Here is a 26172-nt window from a genome sequence, read left to right as displayed (position 1 = left end):
CGCTGCAGTTCAGGGGTTGGGATAAACACGCGTGGCTGATTACACCTGAGACGCCCCGCCATCGGCAAACAACTCGACGCCGTTGATATAGCTCGAGGCATCACTCGCCAGAAACGCCACGGCCTTGCCGATCTCGTGCGCTTCGCCTATCCGTCCGAGCGTGCTCTTTTCACTGAACGCTTGAATGATCTGCTCCGCGTCATCGGCCAGCATGCTTCGCAGGGACTGGGTATCGACAGGGCCGGGGCTGAGCAGATTGATCCGAATGCCGGAACCCTTGATGTCCAGGACCCAGCTTCTGACCATGGCACGGATGGCCGCTTTCGTCGCACCATAGACGCTCAGGCCGGGGCCGGGATTCATTGAGGCCGTGGAACCGATGATGACAACGCTGGATCCCTTGCCCATCAGCGGCAGCGCACCCTGGACAGTAAACGTTACCCCTTTCACGTTGGTATCGAACACGCGATCGAAGGCCCCCTCGGTAATCGTGCCAAGTGGAGTGATTTCGCCCATCCCGGCGTTGGCGACCAGAACATCGATACGGCCATGAAGCGACTCGATACGACTGAAGAGTGCTGCGAGATCGGTTGCGTTGGACACATCGGCTGCAATGGCGACAGCGTCATCGCCAAGAGTGGCCAAGGACTCATCCAACTGCTCCTGCCGGCGTCCAGTAATGACCACCAGCGCGTCCTGTGCGGCGAACTCCTGGGCGATTGCGAGCCCCAGACCTGATGACCCACCGGTGACCAGCACGACTTTATCTTTGAACGACATGAACGTTTACCTGAGCGAGGGAAGGAAAGGACTACACCACATGTAGCAGACACTACATAAAGCGAGAGTATCGCACAATCTATTTATCAGTCACTATATAAAATAGGTGTCTGGCGGCCCTTTGAACCTTGATGTAGCGACCGCTACACTGCCGTCTTATCCTGCGAGGCCACCATGAACGCAAAAATCCGCCAACGCCGCCCGGCCTTCGATCGCGAAGCGGGAGTCGCCATCGCTCAGGCTCTTTTCCATCAGCGTGGTTATGACGCGGTCAGTCTTGCCGACCTGACCGAAGCCATGGACATCAAGCCGCCCAGCTTTTATGCCGCCTACGGCAACAAGGCTGCCCTGTTCGAGCGAGCCATGCGGCGCTATGCACAGGAAAACGCGCTGCCGCTGGACGAGCTTCTGGCGCCTGACCGCCACCCCGCCGAAACCATTCCTGCCCTGCTGCTCGCCGCCGCCGAACAGTATGGGCGCAACAGCGTGTTGCGCGGCTGCATGATTACGGAGGGGATGCGGGCGGATGACCCGGCCGCCCGCCTGATGGCCGAGAAGCTTGCCGATGGCGGGCTCCAGGCGATTCGCGCCTACCTCGATCGGGTTCATCCGCAGGGGGCACAAGCAATGGCCGACTATATTGCGGTCACCTTGCGTGGCCTGTCGGCTTCGGCCTGCAACGGCATGTCTTACGAGCGCCTGACGGAAGCCGCGCGGACCGCCGGCCGTTTTGTGGCGCGTGAACTGGAAACCGACGACCCCACAACGGCGTCTTGAGTCGTGAAGCCGTTGTGGGGTTAGTCGCTTCCATCTCTGCAGGTCTGTTTCTACAGATCGGTCTCTAGAAATCCGTGATCGTCGTTCCTTCGATGGTCCCGGCGAACCCGCCACCGAACAGCCGCGCCGGCGTTTCGAAACCGGGGCGACGCTCCCCTTCGAGTACCCGGCGCGCGGCCTCTACCGCCGACAGCGGCGTGTAGGAATAGCCGTTGATGGTTTCGATCATCGATCGGAAAACCGTGCCATCGGCCGCGGTTACCTCGGCCACGGCACGGGCGCGATGAGCCTCGCGTTGTTCCGCGGTGGGACCATCAGGCAGTTGTGACAGATCACCTTCGGGAAACGCCTCGCCACTGACATGCACGTACATGGCGATATTGGAGATACCTGTGGAGTGCCAGCCGGTCACCAGATCCCCGAACGATAGCGGCGCGCACTGCACCGGGCCCTCACCGAAATCGAAGTCTCGCGGCTGTGCTTCGGGGGTCGCAACCAGATGACCATCGACTCTCGCCATCAGGCCTGCGCCAATGATCTCACTGACGCTCATGGCGGAGCCCCGCGACATGGCGCCGGGAACCTGAAGCGCTACACTCAGCGACTTCGGGTCGTGCACACGCTGCGCGACGTGCACTGCCAGGCAATCTGTCGGTACCACGTCCCAGCCGACCCCAGGCAGCAGCATGACGTCGGCTTCAGCCGCTTCGGCACCCAACCGTTCCGCCAGCCGATAGACGTTGATCTCGGCGGTGATATCCAGGTAATCGACGCCGGCGTCGAGACACGCCCGCATCAATGGCGCCGCCGTTTGCGCGAAGGGCCCCGCGAAGTTCAGCAGCACATCGATACCGGCCAGAGACTGCGTCGTCCCGGCATCTGCATCGCCATCGACAGCCCCACCGACAGAAAATATCCGGAACGGAACCGCCAGAGCGTCAGCGAGAGAAGCCAGCGTCTGCCGATTGCGCCCGGCGATCTCGAAGTCGAGCCCCGATGCTTTAGCACGTTCTGCCGCCATGCGGCCGGTATAGCCGGTCGCGCCGTAGATCAGCAGTTTTTTCATTGGGCGTGCTGCCAGTTCTTGTAGACGAATTCGAGACTGTACCCATCGGGGTCAAGAACGTTGGCGGCGTAGTAGTCGGGGTCATAATGCAGCCGAGCCCCTGGCGCGCCATTGTCGGTCGCACCGTTTTCAATAGCCGCGGCGTAGGCCGCCTCGACCGCTGTCTTGCCGTTCGCCACGAAACCGACGTGAACGGCTTTTCCTTCGATCATGCCCTCGCGTAGCCAGAAAAACATCCGACCATTGGCGCCGAAACCCTTGAGATCCGGATGGCCTGGTGGGCCATCTTTGCCGTCGTAATCGAGCCGAGCCGTGATCCCCAGCGGGGTAAGCACGGCTTCGTAAAAACGAATCGAGCGTTCGATGTCGCTGACGGATAAAAAGAGATGATCAAGCATGGAGTAGCCTCGCGATTCAGACGATGTCACCAGCTACTACCGTACCCATTACCCTCATCGCGGGCTCAGCCGTTCCTGCCCGAAACCTGCCCGTTTCTGCTTTTCGCTTGCGCGGGCGTGCACCCGGGATCAGCATCTCACCATGAATAACCAACTGCTCACCATGAACGGCCAACTGCTCGAGCTTCGCTCACTGGCTTCCAGGGCCGAGAATCGCCGTACCGAAACGGGCATCCCGCGTGTAGCCATGGTTCAGGGCGAGATTCCGGAACACATGCTGGCCGCCGTCTACGAGCCGATGATCAATCTGATCCTGCAGGGCAGCAAGACGATGACCGTCGGCGACCGCACGCTGCGCTACGACCCGGCCACGTACTTCGTCATGTCGATCGAGTTGCCGGCGGTGGGTACGATCCATCCGGCGGCGTCGGGTGAGCCCTATCTTGCATTGAGCCTGACGCTCGATCCCGCAGTACTCGCGACGTTGCTGACCGACCTGGCCTCGCCCGCCGAACGCAACGAAAGCGACGCCGGCTTTTCGGTGGCTGCGGTCACGCCAGAATTGATGGATGCATGGCTACGCATGCTGCGATTAACGGGCAGGCCCGATGAAATCGCGGCTCTCGCACCGGTATACGAGCGGGAAATTCTCTACCGTGTTCTGCAAGGGCCTCACGGCTGGATGCTGCGAGACATTGCGGCACCGGATACCGCCATGGCGCGGGTCAGCCAGGCCATTCAATGGATTCGCCAGGACTTTGCCGAGCCCATCAGAGTGGAGGCACTGGCGCAGAGAGCGGCGATGAGCGTGTCCGCTTTCCATCGGCACTTCAAAGCGGTTACGACGTTGAGTCCATTGCAGTATCAAAAACGCGTCCGCTTGCTCAAGGCACGAATGCTCATGGTGGCCAGTACCAAAAGCGTTACCAACGCGGCCTTCGAGGTCGGCTATGAAAGCGCCACCCAGTTCAGCCGTGATTACGCGCGGGTATTCGGCCTTCCTCCCGGCCGAGACGCGGCAAGAATTCTGGGGGAAACGAAAGGAAACAGTGTCGCGCTGGAAAGGTAAGGACACACCATACTCTCGTCTTTTTCATTGCCTGCTAAACTCCTGTCTCGGGCTTCATATCTATCTCTCAAAGTATCTCTCAAAGTTCAGTTGACCGCCCACGAGGAGAAACCATGTCTCAGAGCGATTCCCAGACCCACATCAAGACCGAATGGATCGAGATCACCGCCGAAGATGGCAAGACGTTCAAGGCGTATCAGGCTCTGCCGCACAAGGGCAAAGGCCCCGTCATCTTGCTGATTCAGGAGATCTTCGGCGTCAACGGCCATATGCGGGGCGTCGCCGAGCAGTACGCCATGGATGGCTATGCCGTCATCGTGCCGGACATGTTCTGGCGCGATGAGCCGGGCGTGGAACTCGGCTACGACGGCGACGATTGGAAGGCAGCCGTGGCACACAAGCAGGCGCTGGACTTCCCCACCGCGATCAGCGATTTGCGGGCGACCACCAAGGCGCTACGCGCGAGCCCCGTCTGCGACGGCCCTGTCGCCTCGGTGGGCTATTGCATGGGTGGCGTGCTTTCCTACCTCTGTGGCCTGGACGCCGGCGTCGATGCGGCGGTCTGCTACTACGCTGGCGGCGTGACCGAGTATCTGCCGCGTGCCGATGAACTCAAGGTGCCGGCGCAGTTCCACTTCGGCGCCGAAGACGATCACATTCCGCTCGAGCACGTCGAGCAGACGCGTCAGGCTTTTGCTGGCAACGACGATGTTGAAGTCCATCTCTACGGCGGCGCAGAGCACGGCTTCAACTGCTGGGCGCGGGCAAGCTACAACCAGCACGCCTCGGCGCTGGCCCACGGCAGAACGCTGACGTTCCTGGCCAGCCAATCCCAATAAACGCCTTTCAGAGCGAGTGAAGTCGTTCCAGAGTGAACCTGGAACGACTCAGGAGTGATGAAAGTGCGGTAAGACGTAGGCGGCCAGCTCTTCGATGATCGCATCGGCTGGCCGTTCGTCGAGGCGTAAATTCAGAGAGACATGGTGAACGCCCATGTCCCGGAGCGCATTCAGCACCTCGATGAGGGCATCGCGGCCGGCCCGATAACCCAGTTCGATATGAGTCGCCGGCGTTCCCGGATCCAAGGCCAGATCGAGACGCATCGCCTCGCCGAACCCTCGGAACTCACCGGGTGCACTCTGTTCGACGGCCGCGCGCCACATTCGGTAGCGATCGAGCTGTTGCGCCGGTTCGCGGTGATAGGTCATCCAGCCGATGGCATTGCGAGCGATCCAGTTGACGCTCTGCCCGCCCGAGCCGACCGCCAACAGCGAGACTGGCGCCGGCGGCAACGGTCGCAGCTGGAATTCCGGCGAATCCGCTTCGCGGCGATCGGGAATGACCTGTTGCGGCGTGCCCAGCGCCCTTGCCACCACCTGCCAGTGATCCGCGAACAGGCGACGCCGCTCGGCGACATCCTCACCGAAAGCAGCGAATTCAGGCGGGCGATCGCCGGAGCCCAGGCCGAGAATGAAGCGACCGTCCGAGAGCGTGGCGACCGATGCCGCCGCCTTGGCGATATGCAGCGGATGCCGCAGTGTCAGCACGATGGCGCCGCTGATCAGCGCGATCTGCCGCGTTTCCACCGCCAGCGCACCCAGCCAGCTCCAAGGGTCCAGATGCCCGACCGGGTCGGGGTAATGGCTGCTGTTGAGCGGCACATCACGAATCCACAAGGCGCGGAACCCGCTATCGTCGGCGAGTCTTGCCAGTCGTCTCTGCTCGGTAACGTCGATCACCGCCTGATCGCTCGACATCATCGGCAACGCCAATCCAACCGACAGTCGGTTCGACGTCAATACGCGCCCGACGATCGTGTTGTCGGCATCACTGGATGACATGAACTCCTCCTTCACCCTTCGACTGATATGCTGGGACGCGCGTTTTGCCGGGAACGGCGTCAAGCTCAGGAAACGATGATAGCGCCAATTCGACGCTTGTCGTTTCCACCATCTACGACTAACTTCCAGAAGGCGTGTCAGGAAGGCATGCGCTTGTCGTGAAAACTTCAGCATGAATAAACAGGGACAGACACCATGGGAATTATTGCGTGGATCATATTCGGCCTGATCGCCGGTGCCATTGCCAAGCTGATCATGCCGGGTAAAGATCCGGGTGGCTTCATCGTCACCATCATCCTCGGGGTTCTCGGTGCCGTCGTGGGCGGTTGGATCGGCACGGCCCTAGGCTTCGGTGACGTGTCCGGTTTCAATATCGGCAGCTTCGTGATCGCGGTTATCGGTGCGATCGTGCTGCTGGTGATCTATCGCGTCGTTCGCAAATAATGATCGCTGCGTTTATCAGGCTCGACGGCCCAGGCCGTCGAGCCTGACGCTTTTCTATTACGACTTTTGAATTCGCGACTCAATCCTTTGCTCATGAGATTTAGCCGTTGCCGTCGGTCAACTGGCACGTCCCTCGTTACCCGCCGATATCCTCTACATGCGAGCCAAGCCCTACGCGACACAGCCTTGCACGACAAATTCCCGCACGCCGCACGACATACCCTGCATAACGAAGCGCCAGGTAATAAACTTCTACGTGATAGCGTCTCTACCTCTGTCACGTCTCTCAGGAATTCTTCGGCATGCCCAACAATGCACATTTCTATGAACCGAGCCTTGGTCACGGGCTACCCCACAACCCCTTCAAGGCGATCGTCGGCCCACGACCGATCGGCTGGATCTCATCGCAAGATCGCGATGGCCGGCTGAATCTGGCGCCCTATAGTTTTTTCAATGCTTTCGCCGACACGCCGCCGATCATCGGCTTCTCGAGCGCAGGCTACAAGGACAGCGTCCGCAATATCGAAGCGACCGGGGAGTTCTGCTGGCAGCTGTCCACACATGCGCTCGCCGAAGCCATGAACCGAAGTTCGGCCTCGGTGGACCCGGAAGTGAACGAGTTCGAACTGGCCGGTCTGACCCCCCGTCAATCTCGAGTCCTCGATGTACCGCATGTCGGAGAAGCGCAGGTCGTCTTCGAATGTCGGTTGACGCAATCGATTCGTCTCGAATCGGCCAACGGCGAGAAGATCGACAACTGGCTGGTACTGGGTGAAGTGGTCGGCGTGCATATCGACCCGGCACTGCTGAGCGACGGCGTCTACCAGACCGCCGCCGCGCGTCCGATTCTGCGTGGTGGCGGGCCTGCCGACTATTTCGAGATCAGCCCGGATCAGAACTTCAAGATGTCTCGACCCAGCTGAGATCTGCTACTGGCTCACATTCACAGGCTCGTAAAAGCGCCAAGTGTTGCGGCCGGCCCGCTTGGCGGCATACATCGCCATATCCGAGAATTTTATCGTCTGCTGGGGATCGTCAGAGTCCAGTCCCAGCATGGCGATACCGATGCTGACACCGACGGTAAATTCGACGTTTTCATGCACCTTGAGCGGAGTCCGAAGCCGGTCGAGGAAGCGTGCCAGGATCGATTCGACCTCGCTGCGCTCGCTGCACCCTTCAAGCAGTACGACGAACTCGTCGCCTCCGAGCCGGGCAACGTAATCTCGTTGCCGAATCAGATCCGCCAGAATGGCGCCGATATGACTCAAGGCGCGGTCCCCCACCTGATGACCGTAGGTGTCGTTGATCTGCTTGAAGTGGTCGAAATCCAGTGTGATCAACGCGTGGCAGCGTTCGGGATACAGCCGATGATGGCGCGCCATCACCGCCAGCCGATGATCGAAGCCGCGGCGGTTGCCGAGCCCGGTCAACGGATCGGTCATCGCCATCCGCTCGGCCGCGTCCGCTGCCTCCTTGCGCTCGGTGATATCGTGCGCCACCCCTTGCAGGCGCCCCGTCTCGAGCGGGCTCAGAATCAGGCTGACCCAGCGCTTCCGGTCGCCATCCTCCAGCGCCACCTCCCACTGTCGATCATGTCCGCCCTGATCATCGCCAATGACGAAGGATTGCGCCTCGCCGTCACCGTCGTCGACCAGCGAAGCGAACGCGACCGGATGGCGCTCCAGATTGGTCCCGCCGGGCATGCCGAACAGGCGCCGAAATGCCGGATTGGCGGACCGGATGAAACCGCCACCGTCGAGTTCGAAGATACCGGCTTCGACGTTATCGAAGATCGCCCGGTAGCGGCGCTCCTCGACTTCCCGCTCGAGCCGCAGCCGGCGCTCTTCGCTCAGACTCTGGACCAGATTGTCGATCATCGCGTTGACGCTGATGACCAGCTGGCCGATCTCGTCATCGCGGTTGCCCTTCGGCGCCTGCAGCTGCTGGCCGGTTTCCGCTTCCAGTTCGCTCAGGCGATGCGACAGCCCGGTAATCGGACGGGTAACGAACCTCACCACGACCAGTATGACGCAGAGCCCGATCCCCACCAGCTGCAGCAGCAACGCGCCGCCGATGAAATTCGAGGCCTGCGCCACCAGCTCGTCGATGTAGTCCTGATCGGGCTCGACCGTGATCTCGCAGACCGAGGTGCCCGGCTCGAACGGCGAGAAAACATCCCGAGTGACCGTGGCGGCATCAGGGTCACCCGAATTCGTTCGACCGCTGGCGAGTGTCGTGCCATCGGCAGCTTCGATCCTTGCGGCTCTGACGATGTTATTGCTGAGCAGACCGTCGGTGACCTCCTGGGCCAGATGACGATCGCCCAGAAAACAGCCGATCTGCGCGGTACGCTCGACCGTGGTCAGCAGCTCCTGGATTCGCGACTGCTGCTCCCGCTGGACACTTTCAGCACGCAGATAAACCGCCAGCGCCAGGAAGACCACGCCCAGCAACGTGACGATGAGCAGGATGATCGCCGTCGTGCGTAGTGCCAGTCGGGTATGCAGCAGCAGCAGTAAACGAGGCATGGCTTACTCGCCCAACGTCAGCACGACATGCATATCGTCGGGCACATGGGCGCTGTCGACATAACTCAGGGCGTTCATGTTCTGGAGCACGAGCTGATGCACGTCATCGCCCGAAGCGATCTGCTGGGGCGGCGAGGCTTCACCCGAGAACACCAGCCTGGCCCAGTAGGAGTTGATCTCCGCCAGATCCTTGTTGACCAGCGCGCGGTAGAAGCGTGCCTTGAGCGAAGACGAATCCACCGGCAGCGCGACGTTACCCGTGGGCAGCTTGCGGTAGCGGCCCATGAAGATATTGACCGCATCGCTGCGGGTCAGATGATCGATGCCGCTATTGGCGTTGACCACCACCGCAATGTCGGCGCTGGCAGGAACGGCGGCGACCAGGGTCGCAAACAGGGTGGAGGCGATGAGAAGCCTTTGGACTCGGTTCATGGACATTCCCCTAGAAAATGAAGTCCAGACCGAGGCTGAAGATCGATCCCCAACCCCCGTTCCAGTCACTGTCGATGTCTCGCCACAGAAATCCGGGGCGCTGAATGTGAACGCGATCCAGCTGCGCCTTCAAGGCCATGTTGGCCGTGACGTCGTAGCGCGCGCCCACCGAATAGGTCTTTTGCTTGAAATCCCCTTCACTGCCGCCCTCGCCATCAGACGTCGTCTCGACCTGTGAATAGATCAGATAGGGCGTGACACGATCGATGCGATAGCCCGCGGAAACGAATCCCGAATCGACGGCACCGTCTGCGCTGGTCTTGCTCCGATTCCACATTGCCTGCAGCTGAAAGGGTCCCTGATCGTAGACCGCCCCCAGCGAGTAGAGCTTGAGCCGATCGAAGCCGAACGCATCACCGAGAACGCCGTCAGCGGTCAGGTCGAAGAAGGGGTTGAACGCACGGATCTGATCGAACTGAGCATCGAGCTGATCCGGGAAGTCGCCGGAAAACGTGATATCGGACTCGACTTCGGTGTAACCCGCTCGGAATCGCCACGGCCCCGTCTCGTAATCGAGGTGGCCACCATAGACCTTGTCGACATCGAAATGGGTCTCGATACCCTCGCCGATGAAGACGTCGCCGTCGGAGCGCCCAGTGTAAAGTTTCAGCAGCACCAGATCACTGCCGATCGGTTGCTTGAAAGTGACATCGACGCCATCGATGTAGGTCAGCTGCAGCGTGCCGAAATGGTCCACCGGCGGCCGCACCCAGGGATAGGCATAGCCGACGTAGCGCGAATCGGAGAGCTGATAGACGTCCCAGCCCAGCCGGCCGACGCGCAGCTGCACGCCCGGGTCCGGCCGATAGCGCAGATACGCCCAGCTCACTTCGGGACTGAAATCGCCGCTGTCGTGGTAGCGGCTGATCCCCTGCACCACCGTATCCAGCTCGTCGGTGAAGCGGTAGCCGACTTGGGCGCCCAACATCGAATCGGTGCGCGCGCTCCAGCCTTCGCCGGCGCCCTTGGGCTGGCTGATATCGCGGGTGAAATCCGCCTCGTCGAGGTTGTTGTGAATCAACCCCAGCGTACCGAATCCGCTGAACGTCAGCCGTCCGTCGTCCGTCAGCGGTCGGGCCTCGGCGGAGCAGGCCAGCGCTGCCATGGCCAGCCCCGCACAGACCGGTAGTAATCGTTTCATGCCGCATCTCCGACGGGAGCCCTGAAACTTCGCCGTCGCAAAGGAAAATTAGGATAACCAGAGATATTGTCGGCAGATCGTTTCCTTTCTGTAGGGTCGACCGACAGCCGTTGGGTTATCCAGACCCTTTTTGGCACAAGGGCGTAGCGCCGCGGCGTGTTAGACTTTGTCCCTATATCCCTTCCCTGTTTATCGGATGGAGTCAGGCGCTCAATGTCTTTGGAAGAACTGCACCTCAACCTGCGCAACCTCACGCCCGAGGATTACCCGCAGCTCAAGCGACTGATGGATGCCGTCTACGACGACATCGGCGGCGCCTGGTCGAAGCTGACGATCGACAAGCTGATCGGCGAGTTCGCCGACGGCCAGATCATCATCGAGGACGACGGCAAGATCGTCGGCGTCGCGCTGACCGTGCTGGTCGACTACGACCGTTTTTCGAATCCGCACAAGTACGACGAACTGATCGGCCATCGCGAGATCATTCTCAACGAGGCCAACGGCGATGCGCTCTACGGCCTCGACGTGCTGATCGATCCGGCCTATCGCGGCTACCGTCTCGGCCGGCGTCTCTACGAAGCGCGCAAGGACCTGTGCCGCTCGATGAACCTGCGCGCGATTCTCGCCGGCGGCCGGATCCCGAACTATCACCAGCACGCCGACGAGATGAAAGCCGCCGAGTACATCGACCGGGTGGCGCGCAAGGAATTCTACGACCCGATCCTGTCGTTTCAGCTGGCCAACGACTTCCTGGTCAAGCGCCTGCTGACCAAGTATCTGCCCGAAGACGAAAAGTCGATGGGCTACGCCACCCTGCTCGAGTGGAACAACATCCTCTATGAGCCGGCCAGCCGGATCATCGAGACCCGCCGCACCCAGGTTCGCGTGGGCGCGGTGCAGTGGCAGATGCGCGAATTCGACTCGGTCGAAGCAGTCCTGCAGCAGGTCGAGTTCTACGTCGACGCGATCTCCGACTACCAGAGCGACTTCGCCGTCTTCCCGGAGCTGTTCAACACGCCGCTGATGGGGCTGACCGACCAGACCGATCAGGTCGCCGCGATTCACTTCCTGGCCGGATTCACCGAGCGCTTCAAGACCGAAATTTCGCGCATGGCGATCTCCTACAACATCAACATCGTGGCCGGCTCGATGGTCGAGCTGGGCGACGATGGCAAGCTCTACAACGTCGCCTACCTTTGCCACCGCGACGGCGAGATCGACCGTCAGGCCAAGCTGCACATCACCCCGCAGGAGCGGCGTGACTGGGTGGTCGAAGGCGGCGACGAACTGCAGGTGTTCGAGACCGATGCCGGGCGCGTCGGCATGCTGATCTGCTACGACGTCGAATTCCCCGAACTGCCGCGGCTGCTGGCCGAGCAGGACATGGACATTCTGATCGTGCCGTTCTGGACCGACACCAAGAACAGCTACCTGCGCGTGCGCCACTGCGCCCAGGCCCGCGCGATCGAAAACGAATGCTACGTGGTCGTCTGCGGCAGCGTGGGTAACGTGCCCTCGATCGAGAACCTGGACATCCAGTACGCCCAGTCTTCGGTGTTCTCGCCGTCGGACTTCGCCTTCCCCCACGACGCGGTGCTGTCGGAAACCACGCCCAACACCGAAATGGTGATGTTCTCGGATCTCGACCTGACCAAGCTCAAGCTGGTGCGCTCCGAAGGCGCGGTGACCAACCTCAAGGACCGCCGTCTCGACCTGTTCGACCTGCGCCTGCGCGACTGGTCGTGGAAGTCCGGGGGCCGGCAGGAAGAGAGCTGAGCTGAGTCATGAGTTCGTGGAAAGACGGGGAAAAGAGCGGGTGGCGGGGCTGGTGGAAAGCCCGGCGACAGGATTGGAAGGATAGTCGGCGCGACGCACGGCAACGCTCGCGCCCGCCGTTCGATCCCGAGGCGTGGCGCAAGATCCGCCACGGCCTGCCGCTGCTGGCCGATCTCGATGACGCCGATGCCGAACGCCTTGGCCCGCGGGCCTGGCAACTGCTGCAGCGCAAGCGCTGGGTGGCCGGTGACGACGTCGAGCTCGATCAACCCGCCATGCTGGCGATTGCCGCCCAAGCCGAGCTGTTGACGCTCGGCTGGTCGGATCGCGACGCCAGCGCCGCCTTCGACAACGTCACCGAGATCATCCTGCTGCCGGACAGTTTTCACCGCCACGTCGAAGAGATGGACGACTTTGGCGTAATGCACGAATACGTCGACGAGCGCGCGGGAGAAACCTCTTGGCGCGGCCCGGTGGTGCTGGCGGTTCCCGATGTCGCCGAAAGCGGCGACTACACCGGCTTCAACGTCATCATTCACGAATTTGCCCACAAGCTCGACCTGGGCAACTCGCAGGATATCGACGGCTTCCCCCCGCTGGCCGCCGCGAGCGACGTCACTTCGAAAGAGTGGCATCGCGTTTTCACCGTCGTGTGGGACGATCTGCAAGCCCACATCGAACGTGGTGAAGACACGCCCATCGACGACTACGCCGCCACCCACCCCGGCGAATGCTTCGCCGTCTGCTGCGAACTCTTCTTCAGCGCCCCGGATCAACTCGCCGCCGTCTACCCCGACCTGCTCGACCTATTGAACCGCTACTTCCGGCAGGAACCGCTGGCGCGGTTTGAGCGGCATCAGACGGCTGGGATCGATCAGTCGTAGGATTGATCCTATACACCTCCCCTCGGCGCCCTAAACCCGTATCAGTCTCAACGTCCTGCCGACCACCCGACCAAGCCGATTCTGACTAGAGAATTGGTCTCACGGGCGCCACTTAGTATAAACATTGGCTTACATTATCGGAATCGATAGTAGTAAAACGGCAATCTGGTAAAGATGCGGTTGGGGAAATGGTATAAAAAGACCAAGGCTCCTTGCGGCCCAAAGCGGACATCAATAGAGGTCGAATACCCGTTCAATCGCGCCATGAAGCCGCACGATGATTGGCGTTATATGGCAAAAGTCCAATCAAAAAATCTAGTGAAAACACATGGATGAAAATAATGCATAAAAATATTGAACGCACACGCCATTCAAGAAAGAAAACGAGCCTGCCATCTAACACCTACTAGGTTTCATCCCATGCATCTGTCGCGATTCTATACAAAGGCAAAGCTCGACTTATTACTATGTATGCTGGCTGTCATCTGCCTTTGGCTAATGCTTACCGCCAGCTCTGACCCTGTGCTTCCTTGGCTCAAAGGAACGTCAGTCGCCGGTGCGTTCGAGCAATTCAGCACTGGAAACCAAATCGTGTTTGACTTGTCCGTGGGCGTACTCTCCGCTATCGGCATGTTCTACCTACTCGTCCGACTGCCCGAGTACGAGCGGAAGATTCGCATAAAACGTCAGCTTAATTTCTCTTATCAGTCGTTCAAAGGCTCCGTAATACAGATCTTCGTCGGTGCCATTCAAAGCTCCTACAACACAGAAACAGTAAATCGGCTAATGAACCAACGGGAATTTCGGGATTTTTTCAAAGATCCGTATATCCTTGGTCAAAATAAATGGCAAGGCGTCGAAAACAAGATGAGCGGTTTCATGCTTCGGCAACTTGCCCTTGAGACCGAAGTGCTTCTAAACGAGTTTCAGCACGTCCTTAGTGTGATCGACATCCGAGATCCTGATGTCTATTCTTTCATGAAACGCCTATCGGAAACTCTGTATCGGGCAAAAACCTGGCCTACTGACTACGATAGTACTAAAGAAATATTTGCCTTCTTCTGGACCATTCTTTCGGGGTGGAGCTTCGAAGAGGGTTACGCAGAGAGTGAATACATACTAGACATGATTGCAAAGCTATGAATTTAATAACATTCATTCGAGCCTAAGGCGCTACGCGCCCCGACTTAACTTAAGCGTTATGTATAAAACAAAGTGAGAACCTGACAATGAATAATGCATTTTGGCAATATGTAATTCCAATTATCAGCATGCTAATTGGGGCGACTTCTATCTTCTACGCTATTTATACGAAGCGGCAGATGTCAAAAATTGAAGATCATAGAATAAAAAATCTCAGGTCATCTTTAAAGCGATGTATTTCTGTTATGGGTAAGTCGTTCAGGCTCACACAAAACTCAGAGCAATACTCAATTCACGACAAAGAAGCAATTAGGCAGATTAGCTGCATCCATACTACTTCACTCGACCTTATTAGAGACCTATTTCAAGACCTTTCTGAACTGGATTCTCCGTATGACACTAAAAAACTGAACTTCTATACCAGCTCTGGCATTATTACTAGCAAATGGGTTTGGGAGCAGGCAGCAATGTTTGTGCTTAATGATTCAACGATCGAAATGCCGCCAAATTTACCAGAAAATACGATAGACTGGGTTACAGATACTATTGAGACAGTAAATTCTTAACAAATCTCAGCATTTCGCCGCCGATAAGTTAAGTAGGTATGACGAAAATGTCCGTTTCTGGCCGAAAGCTGGCCTATCAATTAACTAACTCACCAACTATTAGGCCATTCAATGGCGCCCTACTTCATAGCCGCCAGCACCGCTCGAACTCCTCCCGCCAGGCCTCAGCCTGATGCGCCGGATCAATGGAGAATCGACCCAGTTCCACCGCTAGACCCAGGAAGTGCTGCGCTGGCGGCCTCTACCCCCGCCGGCTGACGAGCAGGGCGGCGATGAAGGGCTGGTTCTGTCGGGCACCCTCACGCATCAAGCTTTCCAATGCCTGGGCCACACTGACACCTGTCAAGGTCTACTACGTCCCAGCCAATAGTCAGGCTTTCGGGAGTGGTGAGCAAAGGCGATAACGACGGTTTCTTCCGGCAACTCGATCGCGACAACGTCGTAAGGGAAGCGCTCCAGAATCAGTCTCTTTGCACCAATTTCGCCAGCTTCTTTCGGGAGGGGTGATAAAGGAATGAAATTTTCTTCAATGACGTCAATGGCAGCGTCAATAGCAACGAAAAACTCTGTTCCGAGTCCAGGTTGCTCGTATTCGTACCAAGCTGCAGCCTCGATCGCTTCCTGAGAGGCTTCTTCGAGTATTCTTACCGTTCGCACTTACTGGCCCAGTCTCGCCCGCATCTTGGTTCGGAATTCTTCGCGACTTAACATTGTGCCCTTGCCGCTTTTGGCCTTGGATGCACGTCGAACGATTTCCTCGTTCCAGGCTTGCTCAACGGAGTGGTCACGGGGGCCATCCAGGCTCATGATGAGTTCGCGAGCCAGCGCCGCGCGTTCTGACTCGGAGAGAGTCAAAATCTGGGAGCGTAGGTGATCCAGCGTTTCGGTAGTCATGACGCCTCCGCGAGTAGCGATAAAGCTATGCTATGTCGATTGAAAGGCCCTAACAAGGCCAGTCATGGCGTATGCCGCAGCCGCGCGTGCTCGGTAGCATTTATTTATCTTGCCTGACCCTCCCGCTCAAAAGGCTACCCATTTTCCCGATAGGGACAATCAGGGCGCTATCAGCCCACCTCTTGGCTATTTTTCCCTATCGGGAAAGTCGATTATGCTGGCTTCGTATCGACTCGCTTTGCCGCGAGATACTTGATTTGCCATCTATCTGTACCAGCTTTGAGACCCCATGCGAAAGATTCTGCTCGTCGACAACGGCTCCCTGCGCCCTCAGGCGACGCTCAATCTGCGTCGTCTTGCCGACGCCTTGAGCCAGGCCACGGGCGAGGCGGTCGAGGCCGCATCGCTACTCCACTCCTTCAAGATTCCGCCCGAGCAACTCGGCGGGCAGAAGGCCGTCTCGCTAGGGCCGCTGGCCGAACGATATGCGGCCGAGGGCGTGACGGAGCTGCTGATCCTGCCCTTCTTCTTCGGGCCGAGCCAGGCGCTGATCCGCTACCTGCCGGAGCGGTTGGCCGAGGTGCAGGCCAACTACCCGCAGCTCTCGGTGAAGGTCGCCCCGCCGCTGGTCGACACGCTGCTGGCGCCGGATCTGCGCCTGGCGCAACTTCTCGCCGACAACGTGCGCGAGCGCATTAGCGGCCAGTCCCGGCCCAAGGTCGTGCTGGTCGATCACGGCAGCCCGATCCCGGAGGTCACGGCGGTACGCAACTATCTCGCCGGGCAACTGAGCGCGCTGCTGGCCGATGAGGTCGACTGCGTTACTTTCGCTTCGATGGAACGCCGTGACGGCGACGCCTACCGCTTCAACGAGCCACTGCTGGAGACGTTGCTGGCCTCACCGGCGCTGGCCGAAAGTGACGTGATCCTGTCCATGCTGTTTCTTTCCCCGGGCCGTCACGCCGGTGAAGGCGGCGATATCGCGGAGATCTGCACGCAGGCAATGTCGAACTCCCCCGGCCTGAACATCGTGACGACTCGGCTGGTGGGCGAGAACGACGCCATCCTGGAACTCCTCGCCACTCGCCTGCGCCAAGCCCTGGCCGGCGGGCCGCTGCTAATGGAACTGCCGGCGACTGGCGCCAAGAACGCATGATCCGCGCTTCGGCTTGAACCGGCAGTTGGCAGGGTGCGCCTATGCCTTTGCCGCCAGCGCGCGTTCGATCTCCTGCCGCCAAACCTCGGCGTGCTGCGCCGGGTCGGCGGGAAATCGCCCCAGTTCCACCGCGAGATCGAAGAAACCCTGCGCCGGCAGCCCTTCCCCGCGGCGGCTGACGACGAGTGCCGCGATGAACGGTCGGTTGTGTTGGGCGTCTTCCCGCATCACGCCTTCCAGCGCCTGGGCGACACGCTGGATGGTGCGCGGCGGCTGTAACCCCAACGCCTCGGCGAGCTGCTGGTAGGTCAGCGGCAGGGTTTCCCGTGGCGCCGTTTCGAGAAGCTGACGGACCTGCGAGGGTAGCGAGACGCTATCGGTCATGAGGGCCTCAGGCGCTGGGATCGAAGAGCTTCACTTCACGAATATCGACGCGCTCCCAGACCCGCCCGGTCATGTAGGGCTCGGTTTCGAGCCAGGCGTCGAGATCGGCGCGGTCGTCGAAACGAAAATGCGCGTTGGAGCCGATCATCTTGCCGTCGTCGTTGAGAATCGCGCCGCCACTGAGAAATTTCCCCTGGCTGGCCAGCTCACGAACGCCTGCCAGATGCGCATCGCGATTGGCCAGTCGACGGTCGAGTGCCTCGTCGTCGGTATAGTCGTAAGCCACCACGGCGTACTGTTTCATGCGCCTCTCCTGTCGTTTAGATGTTTTCGAAGGTGACTCGCATCATGCGTCAGCCCTCCTGGCCGAGCAAATTGGCATTGGCGGTACAATCCCTTTGTTCCGCGACACGCCACCATTGCCGCTACAATCTCTGATCAAATCCAATACCACGCGCAAAAGGCCAAATTCCATGATCGATCTTCGCAGCGATACCGTCACCCGCCCCAGCGAGGCGATGCGTCAGGTGATGTTCGATGCGCCGTTGGGCGATGACGTGTGGGGCGACGACCCTAGCGTGGCGCATCTGGAAGCCTATATCGCCGAGCGCACCGGCAAGGCGGCGGCGCTGTTCTTCCCTTCCGGCACCCAGAGCAATCTGGTGGCGCTGTTGAGCCACTGCCAGCGCGGCGACGAGTATATCGTCGGCCAGCAGGCGCATACTTACCGCATGGAAGGCGGCGGCGCGGCGGTGCTGGGCGGAATCCAGCCGCAGCCGATCGAGAATGAGGCGGACGGCACGCTGCCGCTGAAAAAGATCGAGGCGGCGGTCAAGCCGATCGATCCGCACTTCGCACGCACTCGCCTGTTGACGTTGGAAAACACGTTCCATGGACAGGTTCTGGATGCCGGCTATGTCGATGAAGCGACGACGCTGGCTCGGCGTTTCGGCTTGGCCACCCATCTTGACGGCGCTCGGATTGGCAACGCCGCTGCCGCTACCGGGGCGAGTTTGAAAGCGCTTTGCAGCCCCTTCGATACCGCCTCGATCTGTTGCTCGAAGGGGCTGGGGGCGCCCGCCGGTTCGGTATTGGTCGGCCCTGCCGACTTCATCGAAACAGCGCGACGCTGGCGCAAGGTGGTCGGTGGTGGCATGCGTCAGGTCGGAATGCTGGCGGCCGCGTGCGAATACGCGCTGGAGCACCATCTGGCGCCACTGATCGAAGACCACGCCAAGGCCGAGCATCTGGCCACGGGCCTGGCGGGTATCGACGGCATCACGGTGACGGCGCAGGCTACCAACATGGTGTTCGTCGAGTTCACGCGACCGGAACTCGACCCGGCTCGGTTACACGCTTGGCTGAAAGAGCGCGAGATCCTCGTCGGTGCGCTTTACGCACCGCGATTCGTGACCCATCGCGATGTGTCGATGGCCGATATCGACCGCGTCGTCGAGACCCTGGGCGAGTACTTTACCCGCTGACGTTACGGCCACCTCAGTTGAGTTTCGTGGACGAGGACGAACTCGGACGGGTCGGTGCCGACGGCGAATTAGTGGCAGTGCCGGGGGCATCCTGAGCGCCGTCATCGCCGGCCGGGGCACTGGGGTCGCAGTTCCGCCGTGCGGTGGAGACAGTCGAGCCCCCATCGCTGCCGTGGCAGATCGAACCGCCGCCGCTGGGGCGCTGCTCGCGCGTTTCTCGTGGATACGTCAGCCCTGGGCTGACGTGAACCTCCAACCGTTTGGGCACGTAATCGGCGCGACCGTCGCGATTGTTGTCCGGCAGTCTCACTCGATGACCGGTCTGGGGGTCGACGACAGTGACGCCGTCGGCCAGGGCGGGGGAACTGATCAACGTCGAACTGGCCAGTACCAGCGCGAGACAGGTCAGTGCCAGCGTATTGCGGCGTGCGACGGGCAGAATAGCGATTCGCATGGACCACCTCCGGTGACGATATCTTATCTCAGCGTAGCGCAGCGCCTGCCGCACGCTAGATCAGGGTCGAGATTCGTGGGATTTACGGTGGCGATTCGCTGGTCTGGGAGAGCCAGTCCCATAGCGCGACCGCCGCGGGGCGCAACTGGCGGCGGCTGGGCCGGACCAGCCAGAAGGCTTCATCCGTTGCCATATCGAGATCGAACGGCGCGACCAGGTCGCGGCTGGCTTCCAGCAGCCGGCGATGTGACAGCGCGACGCCGCCCCCGTAGGAAGCCAGCGCCAGGGTCGTTACATGCGTATCGCAGATCATCGCCTGGCAGCGGTGCTCCAGACCGGCAAAACCGGCCTCGGCCAGCCACCGCGGCCAACCGGCGGCGAATCCGGCAGCGTGGAGTAGCGTCTTGCCAGCGAGATCCTCGGGCGAGTGAAGCTCCGCCGCCAACGCCGCGGAACAGACCGGCAACAGCCGCTCTTCACCGAGACATTCCGCGACGACGTCGCTCCACTCACCGTGGCCGTAGCGGATCTCCAGATCGGCACCCTCGGCGCCGAAATCGTCCGCCCAGATCGCACTGACCAGCCGCAAGGTGATTTCGGGGTGCATCTGCTGAAAGCGCATCAGTCTCGGTGCCAACCAGGTCTGCTGCATCGCTGGCGTGGCTCGCAGCGTGACCGGCGCCCCCGGGCTGGGTCCGAAGACTTCCGACGTGCCCTCGGCCAGACGCGTGAACGCGCCTTGGACGCTGGGCAACCAGGCTTGCCCTGCCGGCGTCAGCGCCAGGCTGCGCGGATAACGCACGAACAGCGGCTGGCCGACACGATCTTCCAGCAGCCGGATGCGCTGACTGATCGCCGACTGCGTGACGCCGAGCTCTCGTCCGGCCTCGGTAAAGCTCAGCGTTCGTGCCGCCGCCTCGAACGCCTGCAGCCATAACACCGGGGGTAAATCGGACATGGAACTTCCTGGATGTCATTCGTTGGCCTGATAGCCAAAGCGAGTCATTAGCTCAACTTGGCCTTAGCGGTCAGATTAATCGTTTGTCATGGCTCGACGCAATCCGCATCCTAGTGAAACGCAATAACACACGTTACTAACAAAGATGGCGCTGTCAGCCATCGAGGAAGTGCCCTTTTGTCATCCGGAAACGCCTTCAACGACGCCTGGGGCGATCCCCAGAACCAGAAACAGGCTCCTATCGACATGGCCGAACTGCGCCATTATCGACAGGGCCGTGGAGCCCCGGCCGCGACGCTCGACAGCGCCACGCTACAGGCGCGTCGCCTGACGCTGACCTGGTCGGATAGCCGCACCGGCCAGTTTCCGTTGATGTGGCTGCGCGATCATTGCGCCTGCGACCAGTGCCGCCATCCGATGACGCGTGAGCGCCTCTACAAGCTATTGGACGATCCGCTATGGGAGCGCTTCGCAAGCGATGACGCGCTGGAGTCGTTCGAGTTCGATGCCCACTCCCTGACGCTTGCCTGGCGCGACGGACACGTCTCGCGCTTCGATGCCGGATGGCTATATCAGCGCTGCCCGGGACAAGAGTTGGCGACCCTGTTGCCGACAGCAACACCCTGGGCTGAAACGTTCACGCCAGACCACATCGTTCACGCCGATTTCGTCGGTGAAGGCGATGGCCGGAGCCGTTGGGTCAGGGCATTGCTGCGCGACGGACTGGTCATGCTCGATCAGGGCCCGTGCGAGCTGGAAGAAGTCTCGCGCATCGCGGAAAGCATCGGCCCGATGCGCTCGACCAATTTTGGCGGCCGTTTCGACGTGCGCTCGGTCCCCAATCCGAACAATGCCGCCTACACGGCCATCGGTCTCGAGCTACATACCGACCTGCCCAACTGGCGCCAGCCACCGGACATCCAGCTACTCTACTGCCTGGAAAACGATGCCGAAGGAGGTGAGTCCAGCTTTGCCGACGGTTTCGCGGTAGCCGAGATCCTGCGTGCGGAAAATCCCGATGCCTTCCGAGTCCTGTCGGAAACGCTGATCGACTTCCGCTTCCAGGATGATGGACACGATATCGCCGTGCGCGAACCGGTAATCGATCTGGATGAGGCAGGCCGTCCGCGCGAGATCCGCTTCAACAACTGGATTCGCGATACGCTGAGCCTGTCGGCAGATCAGATCGAGGCATGGTACGACGCCTATCGCGCCTTCTGGCAGATCCTGCGCCGCCCGGAACAGCGGGTCGAGCTGACGCTCGAGCCGGGCCAGATGGTCGCGTTCGATAACCGCCGCGTGCTGCATGGTCGTAATGCCTTCGACCCCAACACCGGCAAGCGCCATCTTCAGGGTACCTATCTCGACCTGGACATGTTGCAATCACATCTACGGGTGCTGTCACGGTGAGCCGACGATCAGCACTGCGTTGATACAAGCCGCCCGACGCCATGGACTCATGGCCGGGCGGCTTTTCTGCGTGTATTCCCGGTACGCTTTCGCGGTCAGACGCTGCGCTTTTGCCAGCCAGTACGCTGTTTAGGCATTGCGTTATTGCTCGGCAGCATGCGATCACGCCGGGGATACGCCAATTGAGGGAACGACAGGAGACAACAAATGAAACGATCGAAGACGATTTCCGCCCTGACCCTGACCACCGGTTTCATGATGAGCGCTGGCGTGATGCTGGCCGGCACGAGCTCGGCGATGGCGGCTGACAAGCAGATCAACTTCGGTGTACCGTCCTGGCCCGGGATCACCGTGAAGACCGAGATCGCCCACCAGCTGCTGGCACCGCTGGGTTACCAGAGCAAGGCCCAGGACATCGGCCTGCAAGTGATCTATCAGGGCCTCAACACGGGCGACGTGGACGTTTTTCTCGGCGCCTGGCTGCCGGCACAGAATCCGATGCTGGAGCCGTTGGAAGACGATGGCAGCATCACCCGTCTGGCCACCAATGTGACCGGTGCCCAGATGACGCTGGCCGTGCCCGACTACGTCTCTGACAGCGGGATCACCTCGTTTGCCGATCTCGATGCACATCGCGATGAGTTCAATGGCGAGATCTACGGCTTTGGTGCGGGCTCGGCCGCCAGCGAGATTCTCAACAAGGCGATCGATGAAGATACCTGGGGCCTGGGTGACTGGACCCTGGTCGATACCAGCACGGTCGGCATGCTGAGCGCGGCCAAGAGCCATATCGCCAACGAGGAGCCCATCGTCTGGGTCGGCTGGACGCCGCACTGGATGAACCTCGAACTGCCGATGCAATATCTCAGCGACTCCAAGAATCTGTTCGGCGAGGGCAACGGCGCAAGCGATGTGCGCACCTTGATGGCTAGCGACTACGCCGATGCCAATCCGAATCTGGTGACCTTCTTCAATCAGTTCTCGTTCTCTGCCGAAGAACAGAGCTGGATGATCAAGCAGTACGGTCAGGAAGAAAAATCGATGGAAGAGGTCGCCAAAACCTGGATCGAAGACCATCCGGATCGCATCGAAGCCATGATGAAGGGTGTGAAGACGCAGGATGAACAGCCCGCATGGCCAGCGGTGAAATCGGCGTTCTCGCTGTAACGTCGACGCGGAAGGATCAAGCGAAAGAATCGACGCTCGAAGCGTAAACGGTGTCAGCAAAAAACCGTTACAAATTCATGGCACTTTTTTTGACCCTCGTTGGAACTAAAGGGAACACGCTGCACTCTGAGTTAATGTTCCCTTGAATGATCCCTTACTTGCCTACCATCCCCTGGTAGGCATTTTTTTTGCCTGTCATTCCGCCGCCGAGATCTCGGCGCCCGAATGCCCATTCCTTTTCGTAGCCACCCTCAGGGTAGCGCCGGCACCCGGCCGGTCATTTCAGTGACCATGAAGTCGACGAACTGCCGGATCCTCGCGCTATCGCGCGCGCGTTCGCTGTAGAGCAGATGAAAATCCGCGCGGATCCCCTGCCATGACGGCAGCAGCGCCACCAGCTCACCGCTCGCCAAGTGCTCGTGGACATCCCACCAGGAACGCAGCAGCACGCCATGACCATCCAGTGCCATCCGCGTCATCGCTTCGGCGTCGTTACTCGAAAGCCGACCCTGGACCCGAATGGCGCGTTGGCCACAGGTGCCGTCGGTGGCTTCGAACCGCCATAACGAGTAGTCGGTATCGTTCTCTCGTACGATCAGACAACGATGACGGCCCAGATCCTCCAACCGCTCGAGTTTGGGGGCATTCGCTAGATAGTCAGGCGCAGCGCACAATATCCGGCGATTGGCGAGCAGACGTCTGGCGATCCAGCGTGAATCCGGCGGCTCGCCGACACGAATGTTGATGTCGAACCCCTGCTCGTCGAGACCCACCGGGAAGCTGGTCAGTTCCAGCAGTAATTCCAGCTGTGGGTGAAGCATGGCAAAACGCGAAATCAGCGGCGCCACATGCCGCCGGCCGAAGCCGAACGTCGCGTTGATTCGCAGCCGGCCCGATAGCATGGCGCCCTGGTCATGTAGCGAGCTTTCCAGTTCCCCGAGGTCATCGAGAATCATCGACCCTCGCCTCAGGTAGCGCTCCCCTTCCGCCGTCAGCGCCAGACGCCGCGTCGTTCGTGCGGCCAGGGAAACGCCCAGGCGCGACTCCAACTGCTGCAGCCGCTTGCTGACGGCGGACAGGGAAAGCCCCAGCTCCCGGGCCGCGCCGGTCAAACTACCGGCCTGGGCGATACGCTGGAAAAAAGCCAGATCATCGATCGACGCCACTCTATTCTCCATCTCAGCGCAACAGTCGTTTCAATTTTACTCGGATTATCCCGATCAATTCAGCCGCTACACTGAAATCAAAGATAAGGACGAAGCCAATACTCGAGGCCAAGCCGATGTTCGATGGATTTCGCGAGTTCGATATCGAGGTGGAGAACGACGTCGCCATTCACGGGGTGATCGGTGGCGAAGGTCCGCCGCTGCTGCTCCTCCATGGCCACCCGCAGACGCACGTCATCTGGCATCGGCTCGCACCCCGTCTGGCCGAACACTACACCGTGGTCGCGACCGATCTGCGCGGCTATGGTGATTCCGGCAAGCCCAAGGGCGATTCCGGCAAGTCGGCGGGTGAAGAACACCATTCCAACTACAGCAAGCGACGGATGGCGTTGGATCAGGTCGGCGTCATGCAGGCGTTGGGATTCGAACGTTTCTTCCTCTGCGGTCACGATCGCGGCGGACGTGTCGCACACCGGCTGGCGCTGGATCATGCAGAGCGAGTGGACAAGCTGATGGTGCTGGATATCGCACCGACGTTGGCAATGTATGAAGCCACCGATCTCACGTTCGCGACCGCTTACTGGCACTGGTTCTTCCTGATTCAGCCCAGCCCGCTGCCGGAATCCTGGATCGAAGCGTCACCCGCCGACTATGTCACCCGGATCATGGGCGGCCGTCATGCCGGATTGGAGCCGTTCGATCCGCAAGCGATCGCCGAGTACCAGCGCTGTCTGGCACTTCCCGGTGCGGCTCACGGCCTGTGTGAAGACTACCGCGCCTCTCGCACCGTCGACCTGGAACACGACCGCGCCGACCGCGACGCCGGGCAACATCTCTCGGTACCGCTGAACGTACTCTGGGGCGAATTCGGGACCATCGAACGCTGCTTCGATGCGCTCGCCGAGTGGCGTGCCGTCTCCCACGCCAGTGTCGACGGTGGCGCCCTGCCCTGCGGACATTATCTTCCCGAGGAAGCGCCGGATACGGTCTTCCAGCAACTCATCGACTTCATGAGGTAAACCCGCCATGGCTCAGAACCAAACTCAAGCGAAGACCCAGACTGAAAAGAAGACTCAGAACGGGGCCCACAAGATTGCGGTCATCGCCGGCGACGGCATCGGTACCGAAGTGGTACCGGAAGGTCTGCGCGCGCTGGAAGCGGCTGCCAAGCGATTCAAACTCGATCTCGAGTTCGAGCACTTCGAATTCGGCAGCTGCGACTATTATCTGGAACACGGCAAGATGCTGCCGGACGACTGGTTCGAGACGCTCTCCGGCTTCGACGCCATCTTCTACGGCGCGGTAGGCTGGCCGGACAAGGTGCCGGATCATATTTCGCTGTGGGGCTCGCTGCTGCAGTTCCGTCGCCACTTCGACCAATACATCAACCTGCGACCCTGCCGCCTAATGCCCGGTATCAAGAGTCCGCTGGCCGATCGCGAGCCGGGCGATATCGACTTCTACGTGGTTCGCGAAAATACCGAAGGGGAATACTCGAGCATCGGCGGCAAGATTTTCGAAGGCACCGAACGCGAGACGGTGATGCAGGAAACCGTCATGACGCGCACCGGGGTGGACCGAGTACTGAAATATGCCTTCGAACTGGCCCAGAGTCGTCCGCGCAGGAAGCTGACCTCTGCGACCAAGTCCAACGGCATCTCGATCACCATGCCGTACTGGGATGAGCGCGTAAAAGCGATGGCCAAAAACTATACGGACGTCAGCGTCGACCAGTTCCACATCGATATTCTGACCGCCAACTTCGTGTTGCATCCGGACTGGTTCGACGTCGTCGTCGCCAGCAATCTGTTCGGCGATATTCTCTCCGACCTCGGTCCCGCCTGTACCGGCACCATCGGCGTTGCTCCCTCGGCCAACATCAATCCGGAAGGCAAGTTTCCGAGTCTGTTCGAACCGGTTCACGGTAGCGCCCCGGATATCGCCGGCAAGGGCATCGCCAATCCCATCGGCCAGATCTGGTGCGGCGCGATGATGCTCGAACATCTCGGTTACAAGGAAGCAGGCGACGCGATGGTCAGCGCGATCGAGGAAGTCCTGGCAGGCGACGACAAGTCCGCGCTTACACCGGACCTGAAGGGGAAAGGCACGACACAAAGTCTAGGCGAAAAGATTGCCAGAGCGATCGGCTAGCGGAGTGGCGGCGGCGATCGATATCGCCGCCGCCGATGATCGA

Annotated in this window: 29 protein-coding genes; 15 read left to right on the top strand and 14 right to left on the bottom strand. The window is 60.2% G+C overall.

The genetic code is table 11. The features are described 5' to 3' along the window. Positions 1-39: 39 nt before the first annotated feature. Positions 40-780, bottom strand: a complete 741-nt coding sequence (locus DOM27_RS14240) for an SDR family NAD(P)-dependent oxidoreductase (protein ID WP_110656830.1) — start codon at positions 778-780, stop codon at positions 40-42. Between the two features lie 174 nt (positions 781-954). On the opposite strand from DOM27_RS14240, the gene DOM27_RS14235 reads away from it, so the two are divergent. After that, entirely contained in the window at positions 955-1557 is a 603-nt protein-coding gene (locus DOM27_RS14235; protein WP_110656828.1) for a TetR/AcrR family transcriptional regulator, read from the top strand. Between the two features lie 64 nt (positions 1558-1621). On the opposite strand, the gene DOM27_RS14230 is transcribed toward DOM27_RS14235, so the two are convergent. Beyond that, positions 1622-2623, bottom strand: coding sequence for a saccharopine dehydrogenase family protein (locus DOM27_RS14230; protein WP_110656826.1), 1002 nt, complete (start codon positions 2621-2623; stop codon positions 1622-1624). Then, positions 2620-3021, bottom strand: coding sequence for a VOC family protein (locus tag DOM27_RS14225; RefSeq protein ID WP_110656824.1), 402 nt, complete (start codon positions 3019-3021; stop codon positions 2620-2622). The genes DOM27_RS14230 and DOM27_RS14225 overlap by 4 nt, the downstream gene beginning before the upstream one ends. A 142-nt stretch (positions 3022-3163) precedes the next feature. On the opposite strand from DOM27_RS14225, the gene DOM27_RS14220 reads away from it, so the two are divergent. Further along, entirely contained in the window at positions 3164-4090 is a 927-nt protein-coding gene (locus DOM27_RS14220) for an AraC family transcriptional regulator (RefSeq protein WP_245392731.1), read from the top strand. Between the two features lie 113 nt (positions 4091-4203). Beyond that, positions 4204-4929, top strand: a complete 726-nt coding sequence (locus tag DOM27_RS14215; protein WP_110656822.1) for a dienelactone hydrolase family protein — start codon at positions 4204-4206, stop codon at positions 4927-4929. A gap of 48 nt (positions 4930-4977) precedes the next feature. Here DOM27_RS14215 and DOM27_RS14210 read toward each other — a convergent pair whose 3' ends face one another. Next, entirely contained in the window at positions 4978-5931 is a 954-nt protein-coding gene (locus DOM27_RS14210; RefSeq protein ID WP_110656819.1) for a TIGR03571 family LLM class oxidoreductase, read from the bottom strand. A 195-nt stretch (positions 5932-6126) separates the two neighbouring features. Here DOM27_RS14210 and DOM27_RS14205 point away from each other — a divergent pair, with 195 nt between their 5' ends. Together DOM27_RS14205 and DOM27_RS14200 are read left to right on the top strand one after the other, a co-directional pair. Then, entirely contained in the window at positions 6127-6375 is a 249-nt protein-coding gene (locus tag DOM27_RS14205; RefSeq protein ID WP_110656817.1) for a GlsB/YeaQ/YmgE family stress response membrane protein, read from the top strand. Positions 6376-6677: 302 nt separating this feature from the next. Next, on the top strand, positions 6678-7298 hold the full coding sequence (locus tag DOM27_RS14200) for a flavin reductase family protein (RefSeq protein WP_110656815.1): 621 nt from the start codon (positions 6678-6680) through the stop codon (positions 7296-7298). Positions 7299-7304: 6 nt separating this feature from the next. Here the strand turns inward: DOM27_RS14200 and DOM27_RS14195 are convergent, their stop codons facing one another. The 3 genes from DOM27_RS14195 to DOM27_RS14185 are packed head-to-tail and all read right to left on the bottom strand — an operon-like array spanning position 7305 to position 10536. Continuing rightward, complete coding sequence (locus DOM27_RS14195) at positions 7305-8903, bottom strand: diguanylate cyclase domain-containing protein (RefSeq protein WP_110656813.1); 1599 nt, start codon at positions 8901-8903, stop codon at positions 7305-7307. Between the two features lie 3 nt (positions 8904-8906). Continuing rightward, complete coding sequence (locus tag DOM27_RS14190; protein WP_110656811.1) at positions 8907-9335, bottom strand: hypothetical protein; 429 nt, start codon at positions 9333-9335, stop codon at positions 8907-8909. A gap of 10 nt (positions 9336-9345) precedes the next feature. Beyond that, positions 9346-10536, bottom strand: coding sequence for a porin (locus DOM27_RS14185; protein WP_110656808.1), 1191 nt, complete (start codon positions 10534-10536; stop codon positions 9346-9348). Positions 10537-10749: 213 nt separating this feature from the next. Between DOM27_RS14185 and DOM27_RS14180 the strand changes: the two genes are divergently transcribed. From DOM27_RS14180 to DOM27_RS17925, 4 genes are all read left to right on the top strand, one after another. Continuing rightward, the gene (locus tag DOM27_RS14180; protein ID WP_110656806.1) at positions 10750-12312 is read left to right on the top strand and encodes a bifunctional GNAT family N-acetyltransferase/carbon-nitrogen hydrolase family protein; all 1563 of its coding nucleotides are present in this window, start codon (positions 10750-10752) and stop codon (positions 12310-12312) included. An 8-nt stretch (positions 12313-12320) separates the two neighbouring features. Continuing rightward, positions 12321-13196 (top strand): M90 family metallopeptidase, encoded by an 876-nt coding sequence (locus DOM27_RS14175; protein WP_110656804.1) that lies wholly within the window; start codon positions 12321-12323, stop codon positions 13194-13196. 420 nt (positions 13197-13616) lie between these two features. After that, positions 13617-14339: a hypothetical protein gene (locus DOM27_RS14170; RefSeq protein WP_110656802.1), complete on the top strand. Its 723-nt coding sequence runs from the start codon at positions 13617-13619 to the stop codon at positions 14337-14339. 86 nt (positions 14340-14425) lie between these two features. Then, positions 14426-14905, top strand: a complete 480-nt coding sequence (locus tag DOM27_RS17925; protein ID WP_157956773.1) for a hypothetical protein — start codon at positions 14426-14428, stop codon at positions 14903-14905. Between the two features lie 342 nt (positions 14906-15247). On the opposite strand, the gene DOM27_RS14160 is transcribed toward DOM27_RS17925, so the two are convergent. Both DOM27_RS14160 and DOM27_RS14155 read right to left on the bottom strand, forming a co-directional pair. Beyond that, positions 15248-15562, bottom strand: a complete 315-nt coding sequence (locus DOM27_RS14160) for a hypothetical protein (protein ID WP_110656800.1) — start codon at positions 15560-15562, stop codon at positions 15248-15250. Further along, positions 15563-15799 carry an addiction module protein gene (locus DOM27_RS14155; RefSeq protein WP_110656798.1) on the bottom strand — a complete coding sequence of 79 codons (237 nt, stop codon included), beginning with the start codon at positions 15797-15799 and terminating at the stop codon, positions 15563-15565. A 289-nt stretch (positions 15800-16088) separates the two neighbouring features. On the opposite strand from DOM27_RS14155, the gene DOM27_RS14150 reads away from it, so the two are divergent. Continuing rightward, on the top strand, positions 16089-16955 hold the full coding sequence (locus DOM27_RS14150; RefSeq protein ID WP_110656795.1) for a sirohydrochlorin chelatase: 867 nt from the start codon (positions 16089-16091) through the stop codon (positions 16953-16955). Positions 16956-16994: 39 nt separating this feature from the next. Here DOM27_RS14150 and DOM27_RS14145 read toward each other — a convergent pair whose 3' ends face one another. Together DOM27_RS14145 and DOM27_RS14140 are read right to left on the bottom strand one after the other, a co-directional pair. Continuing rightward, positions 16995-17339 carry a hypothetical protein gene (locus tag DOM27_RS14145; RefSeq protein ID WP_110656793.1) on the bottom strand — a complete coding sequence of 115 codons (345 nt, stop codon included), beginning with the start codon at positions 17337-17339 and terminating at the stop codon, positions 16995-16997. 7 nt (positions 17340-17346) lie between these two features. Then, positions 17347-17643 (bottom strand): YciI family protein, encoded by a 297-nt coding sequence (locus tag DOM27_RS14140; protein WP_110656791.1) that lies wholly within the window; start codon positions 17641-17643, stop codon positions 17347-17349. Positions 17644-17812: 169 nt separating this feature from the next. Here DOM27_RS14140 and ltaE point away from each other — a divergent pair, with 169 nt between their 5' ends. Next, the gene (ltaE, locus tag DOM27_RS14135) at positions 17813-18823 is read left to right on the top strand and encodes a low-specificity L-threonine aldolase (RefSeq protein ID WP_110656789.1); all 1011 of its coding nucleotides are present in this window, start codon (positions 17813-17815) and stop codon (positions 18821-18823) included. Positions 18824-18836: 13 nt separating this feature from the next. Here the strand turns inward: ltaE and DOM27_RS14130 are convergent, their stop codons facing one another. Both DOM27_RS14130 and DOM27_RS14125 read right to left on the bottom strand, forming a co-directional pair. Next, positions 18837-19277, bottom strand: a complete 441-nt coding sequence (locus tag DOM27_RS14130; protein ID WP_110656787.1) for a hypothetical protein — start codon at positions 19275-19277, stop codon at positions 18837-18839. 82 nt (positions 19278-19359) lie between these two features. After that, the gene (locus DOM27_RS14125) at positions 19360-20235 is read right to left on the bottom strand and encodes a LysR substrate-binding domain-containing protein (protein WP_110656785.1); all 876 of its coding nucleotides are present in this window, start codon (positions 20233-20235) and stop codon (positions 19360-19362) included. Positions 20236-20412: 177 nt separating this feature from the next. On the opposite strand from DOM27_RS14125, the gene DOM27_RS14120 reads away from it, so the two are divergent. Both DOM27_RS14120 and DOM27_RS14115 read left to right on the top strand, forming a co-directional pair. Then, positions 20413-21645, top strand: a complete 1233-nt coding sequence (locus DOM27_RS14120) for a TauD/TfdA family dioxygenase (RefSeq protein ID WP_245392730.1) — start codon at positions 20413-20415, stop codon at positions 21643-21645. Positions 21646-21852: 207 nt separating this feature from the next. Then, positions 21853-22812 carry an ABC transporter substrate-binding protein gene (locus DOM27_RS14115; protein WP_110656783.1) on the top strand — a complete coding sequence of 320 codons (960 nt, stop codon included), beginning with the start codon at positions 21853-21855 and terminating at the stop codon, positions 22810-22812. 251 nt (positions 22813-23063) lie between these two features. Here the strand turns inward: DOM27_RS14115 and DOM27_RS14110 are convergent, their stop codons facing one another. Further along, positions 23064-23978, bottom strand: coding sequence for a LysR family transcriptional regulator (locus DOM27_RS14110; RefSeq protein ID WP_110656781.1), 915 nt, complete (start codon positions 23976-23978; stop codon positions 23064-23066). Between the two features lie 116 nt (positions 23979-24094). Between DOM27_RS14110 and DOM27_RS14105 the strand changes: the two genes are divergently transcribed. Together DOM27_RS14105 and DOM27_RS14100 are read left to right on the top strand one after the other, a co-directional pair. Then, a complete protein-coding gene (locus DOM27_RS14105; RefSeq protein ID WP_110656779.1) occupies positions 24095-24997 on the top strand; it encodes an alpha/beta fold hydrolase in 903 nt (300 codons plus the stop codon). A gap of 7 nt (positions 24998-25004) precedes the next feature. Further along, positions 25005-26129, top strand: coding sequence for a tartrate dehydrogenase (locus DOM27_RS14100; protein ID WP_110656777.1), 1125 nt, complete (start codon positions 25005-25007; stop codon positions 26127-26129). Positions 26130-26172 lie beyond the last annotated feature (43 nt).

Origin of the sequence: Salinicola halimionae, assembly GCF_003206065.1 — a bacterium.
Taxonomy (GTDB): Bacteria; Pseudomonadota; Gammaproteobacteria; order Pseudomonadales; family Halomonadaceae; genus Salinicola; species Salinicola halimionae.
The sequence above is the reverse complement of the archived record's forward strand: the minus strand, read 5'-3'. Positions and strand labels throughout refer to the sequence as shown.

What these genes read in the sequence shown, in the direction of transcription:
- DOM27_RS14210 (WP_110656819.1), bottom strand. Translation starts at nt 5,931, where the DNA reads ATGTCATCCAGTGATGCCGACAACACGATCGTCGGGCGCGTATTGACG.
- DOM27_RS14145 (WP_110656793.1), bottom strand. Translation starts at nt 17,339, where the DNA reads ATGACCGATAGCGTCTCGCTACCCTCGCAGGTCCGTCAGCTTCTCGAA.
- DOM27_RS14205 (WP_110656817.1), top strand. Translation starts at nt 6,127, where the DNA reads ATGGGAATTATTGCGTGGATCATATTCGGCCTGATCGCCGGTGCCATT.
- DOM27_RS14150 (WP_110656795.1), top strand. Translation starts at nt 16,089, where the DNA reads ATGCGAAAGATTCTGCTCGTCGACAACGGCTCCCTGCGCCCTCAGGCG.
- DOM27_RS14220 (WP_245392731.1), top strand. Translation starts at nt 3,164, where the DNA reads ATGAATAACCAACTGCTCACCATGAACGGCCAACTGCTCGAGCTTCGC.
- DOM27_RS14195 (WP_110656813.1), bottom strand. Translation starts at nt 8,903, where the DNA reads ATGCCTCGTTTACTGCTGCTGCTGCATACCCGACTGGCACTACGCACG.
- DOM27_RS14140 (WP_110656791.1), bottom strand. Translation starts at nt 17,643, where the DNA reads ATGAAACAGTACGCCGTGGTGGCTTACGACTATACCGACGACGAGGCA.
- DOM27_RS14115 (WP_110656783.1), top strand. Translation starts at nt 21,853, where the DNA reads ATGAAACGATCGAAGACGATTTCCGCCCTGACCCTGACCACCGGTTTC.
- DOM27_RS14180 (WP_110656806.1), top strand. Translation starts at nt 10,750, where the DNA reads ATGTCTTTGGAAGAACTGCACCTCAACCTGCGCAACCTCACGCCCGAG.
- DOM27_RS14240 (WP_110656830.1), bottom strand. Translation starts at nt 780, where the DNA reads ATGTCGTTCAAAGATAAAGTCGTGCTGGTCACCGGTGGGTCATCAGGT.
- ltaE (WP_110656789.1), top strand. Translation starts at nt 17,813, where the DNA reads ATGATCGATCTTCGCAGCGATACCGTCACCCGCCCCAGCGAGGCGATG.
- DOM27_RS14185 (WP_110656808.1), bottom strand. Translation starts at nt 10,536, where the DNA reads ATGAAACGATTACTACCGGTCTGTGCGGGGCTGGCCATGGCAGCGCTG.
- DOM27_RS14125 (WP_110656785.1), bottom strand. Translation starts at nt 20,235, where the DNA reads ATGTCCGATTTACCCCCGGTGTTATGGCTGCAGGCGTTCGAGGCGGCG.
- DOM27_RS14100 (WP_110656777.1), top strand. Translation starts at nt 25,005, where the DNA reads ATGGCTCAGAACCAAACTCAAGCGAAGACCCAGACTGAAAAGAAGACT.
- DOM27_RS14225 (WP_110656824.1), bottom strand. Translation starts at nt 3,021, where the DNA reads ATGCTTGATCATCTCTTTTTATCCGTCAGCGACATCGAACGCTCGATT.
- DOM27_RS14230 (WP_110656826.1), bottom strand. Translation starts at nt 2,623, where the DNA reads ATGAAAAAACTGCTGATCTACGGCGCGACCGGCTATACCGGCCGCATG.
- DOM27_RS14155 (WP_110656798.1), bottom strand. Translation starts at nt 15,799, where the DNA reads ATGACTACCGAAACGCTGGATCACCTACGCTCCCAGATTTTGACTCTC.
- DOM27_RS14105 (WP_110656779.1), top strand. Translation starts at nt 24,095, where the DNA reads ATGTTCGATGGATTTCGCGAGTTCGATATCGAGGTGGAGAACGACGTC.
- DOM27_RS14215 (WP_110656822.1), top strand. Translation starts at nt 4,204, where the DNA reads ATGTCTCAGAGCGATTCCCAGACCCACATCAAGACCGAATGGATCGAG.
- DOM27_RS14170 (WP_110656802.1), top strand. Translation starts at nt 13,617, where the DNA reads ATGCATCTGTCGCGATTCTATACAAAGGCAAAGCTCGACTTATTACTA.
- DOM27_RS14200 (WP_110656815.1), top strand. Translation starts at nt 6,678, where the DNA reads ATGCCCAACAATGCACATTTCTATGAACCGAGCCTTGGTCACGGGCTA.
- DOM27_RS14190 (WP_110656811.1), bottom strand. Translation starts at nt 9,335, where the DNA reads ATGAACCGAGTCCAAAGGCTTCTCATCGCCTCCACCCTGTTTGCGACC.
- DOM27_RS14175 (WP_110656804.1), top strand. Translation starts at nt 12,321, where the DNA reads ATGAGTTCGTGGAAAGACGGGGAAAAGAGCGGGTGGCGGGGCTGGTGG.
- DOM27_RS14235 (WP_110656828.1), top strand. Translation starts at nt 955, where the DNA reads ATGAACGCAAAAATCCGCCAACGCCGCCCGGCCTTCGATCGCGAAGCG.
- DOM27_RS17925 (WP_157956773.1), top strand. Translation starts at nt 14,426, where the DNA reads ATGAATAATGCATTTTGGCAATATGTAATTCCAATTATCAGCATGCTA.
- DOM27_RS14130 (WP_110656787.1), bottom strand. Translation starts at nt 19,277, where the DNA reads ATGCGAATCGCTATTCTGCCCGTCGCACGCCGCAATACGCTGGCACTG.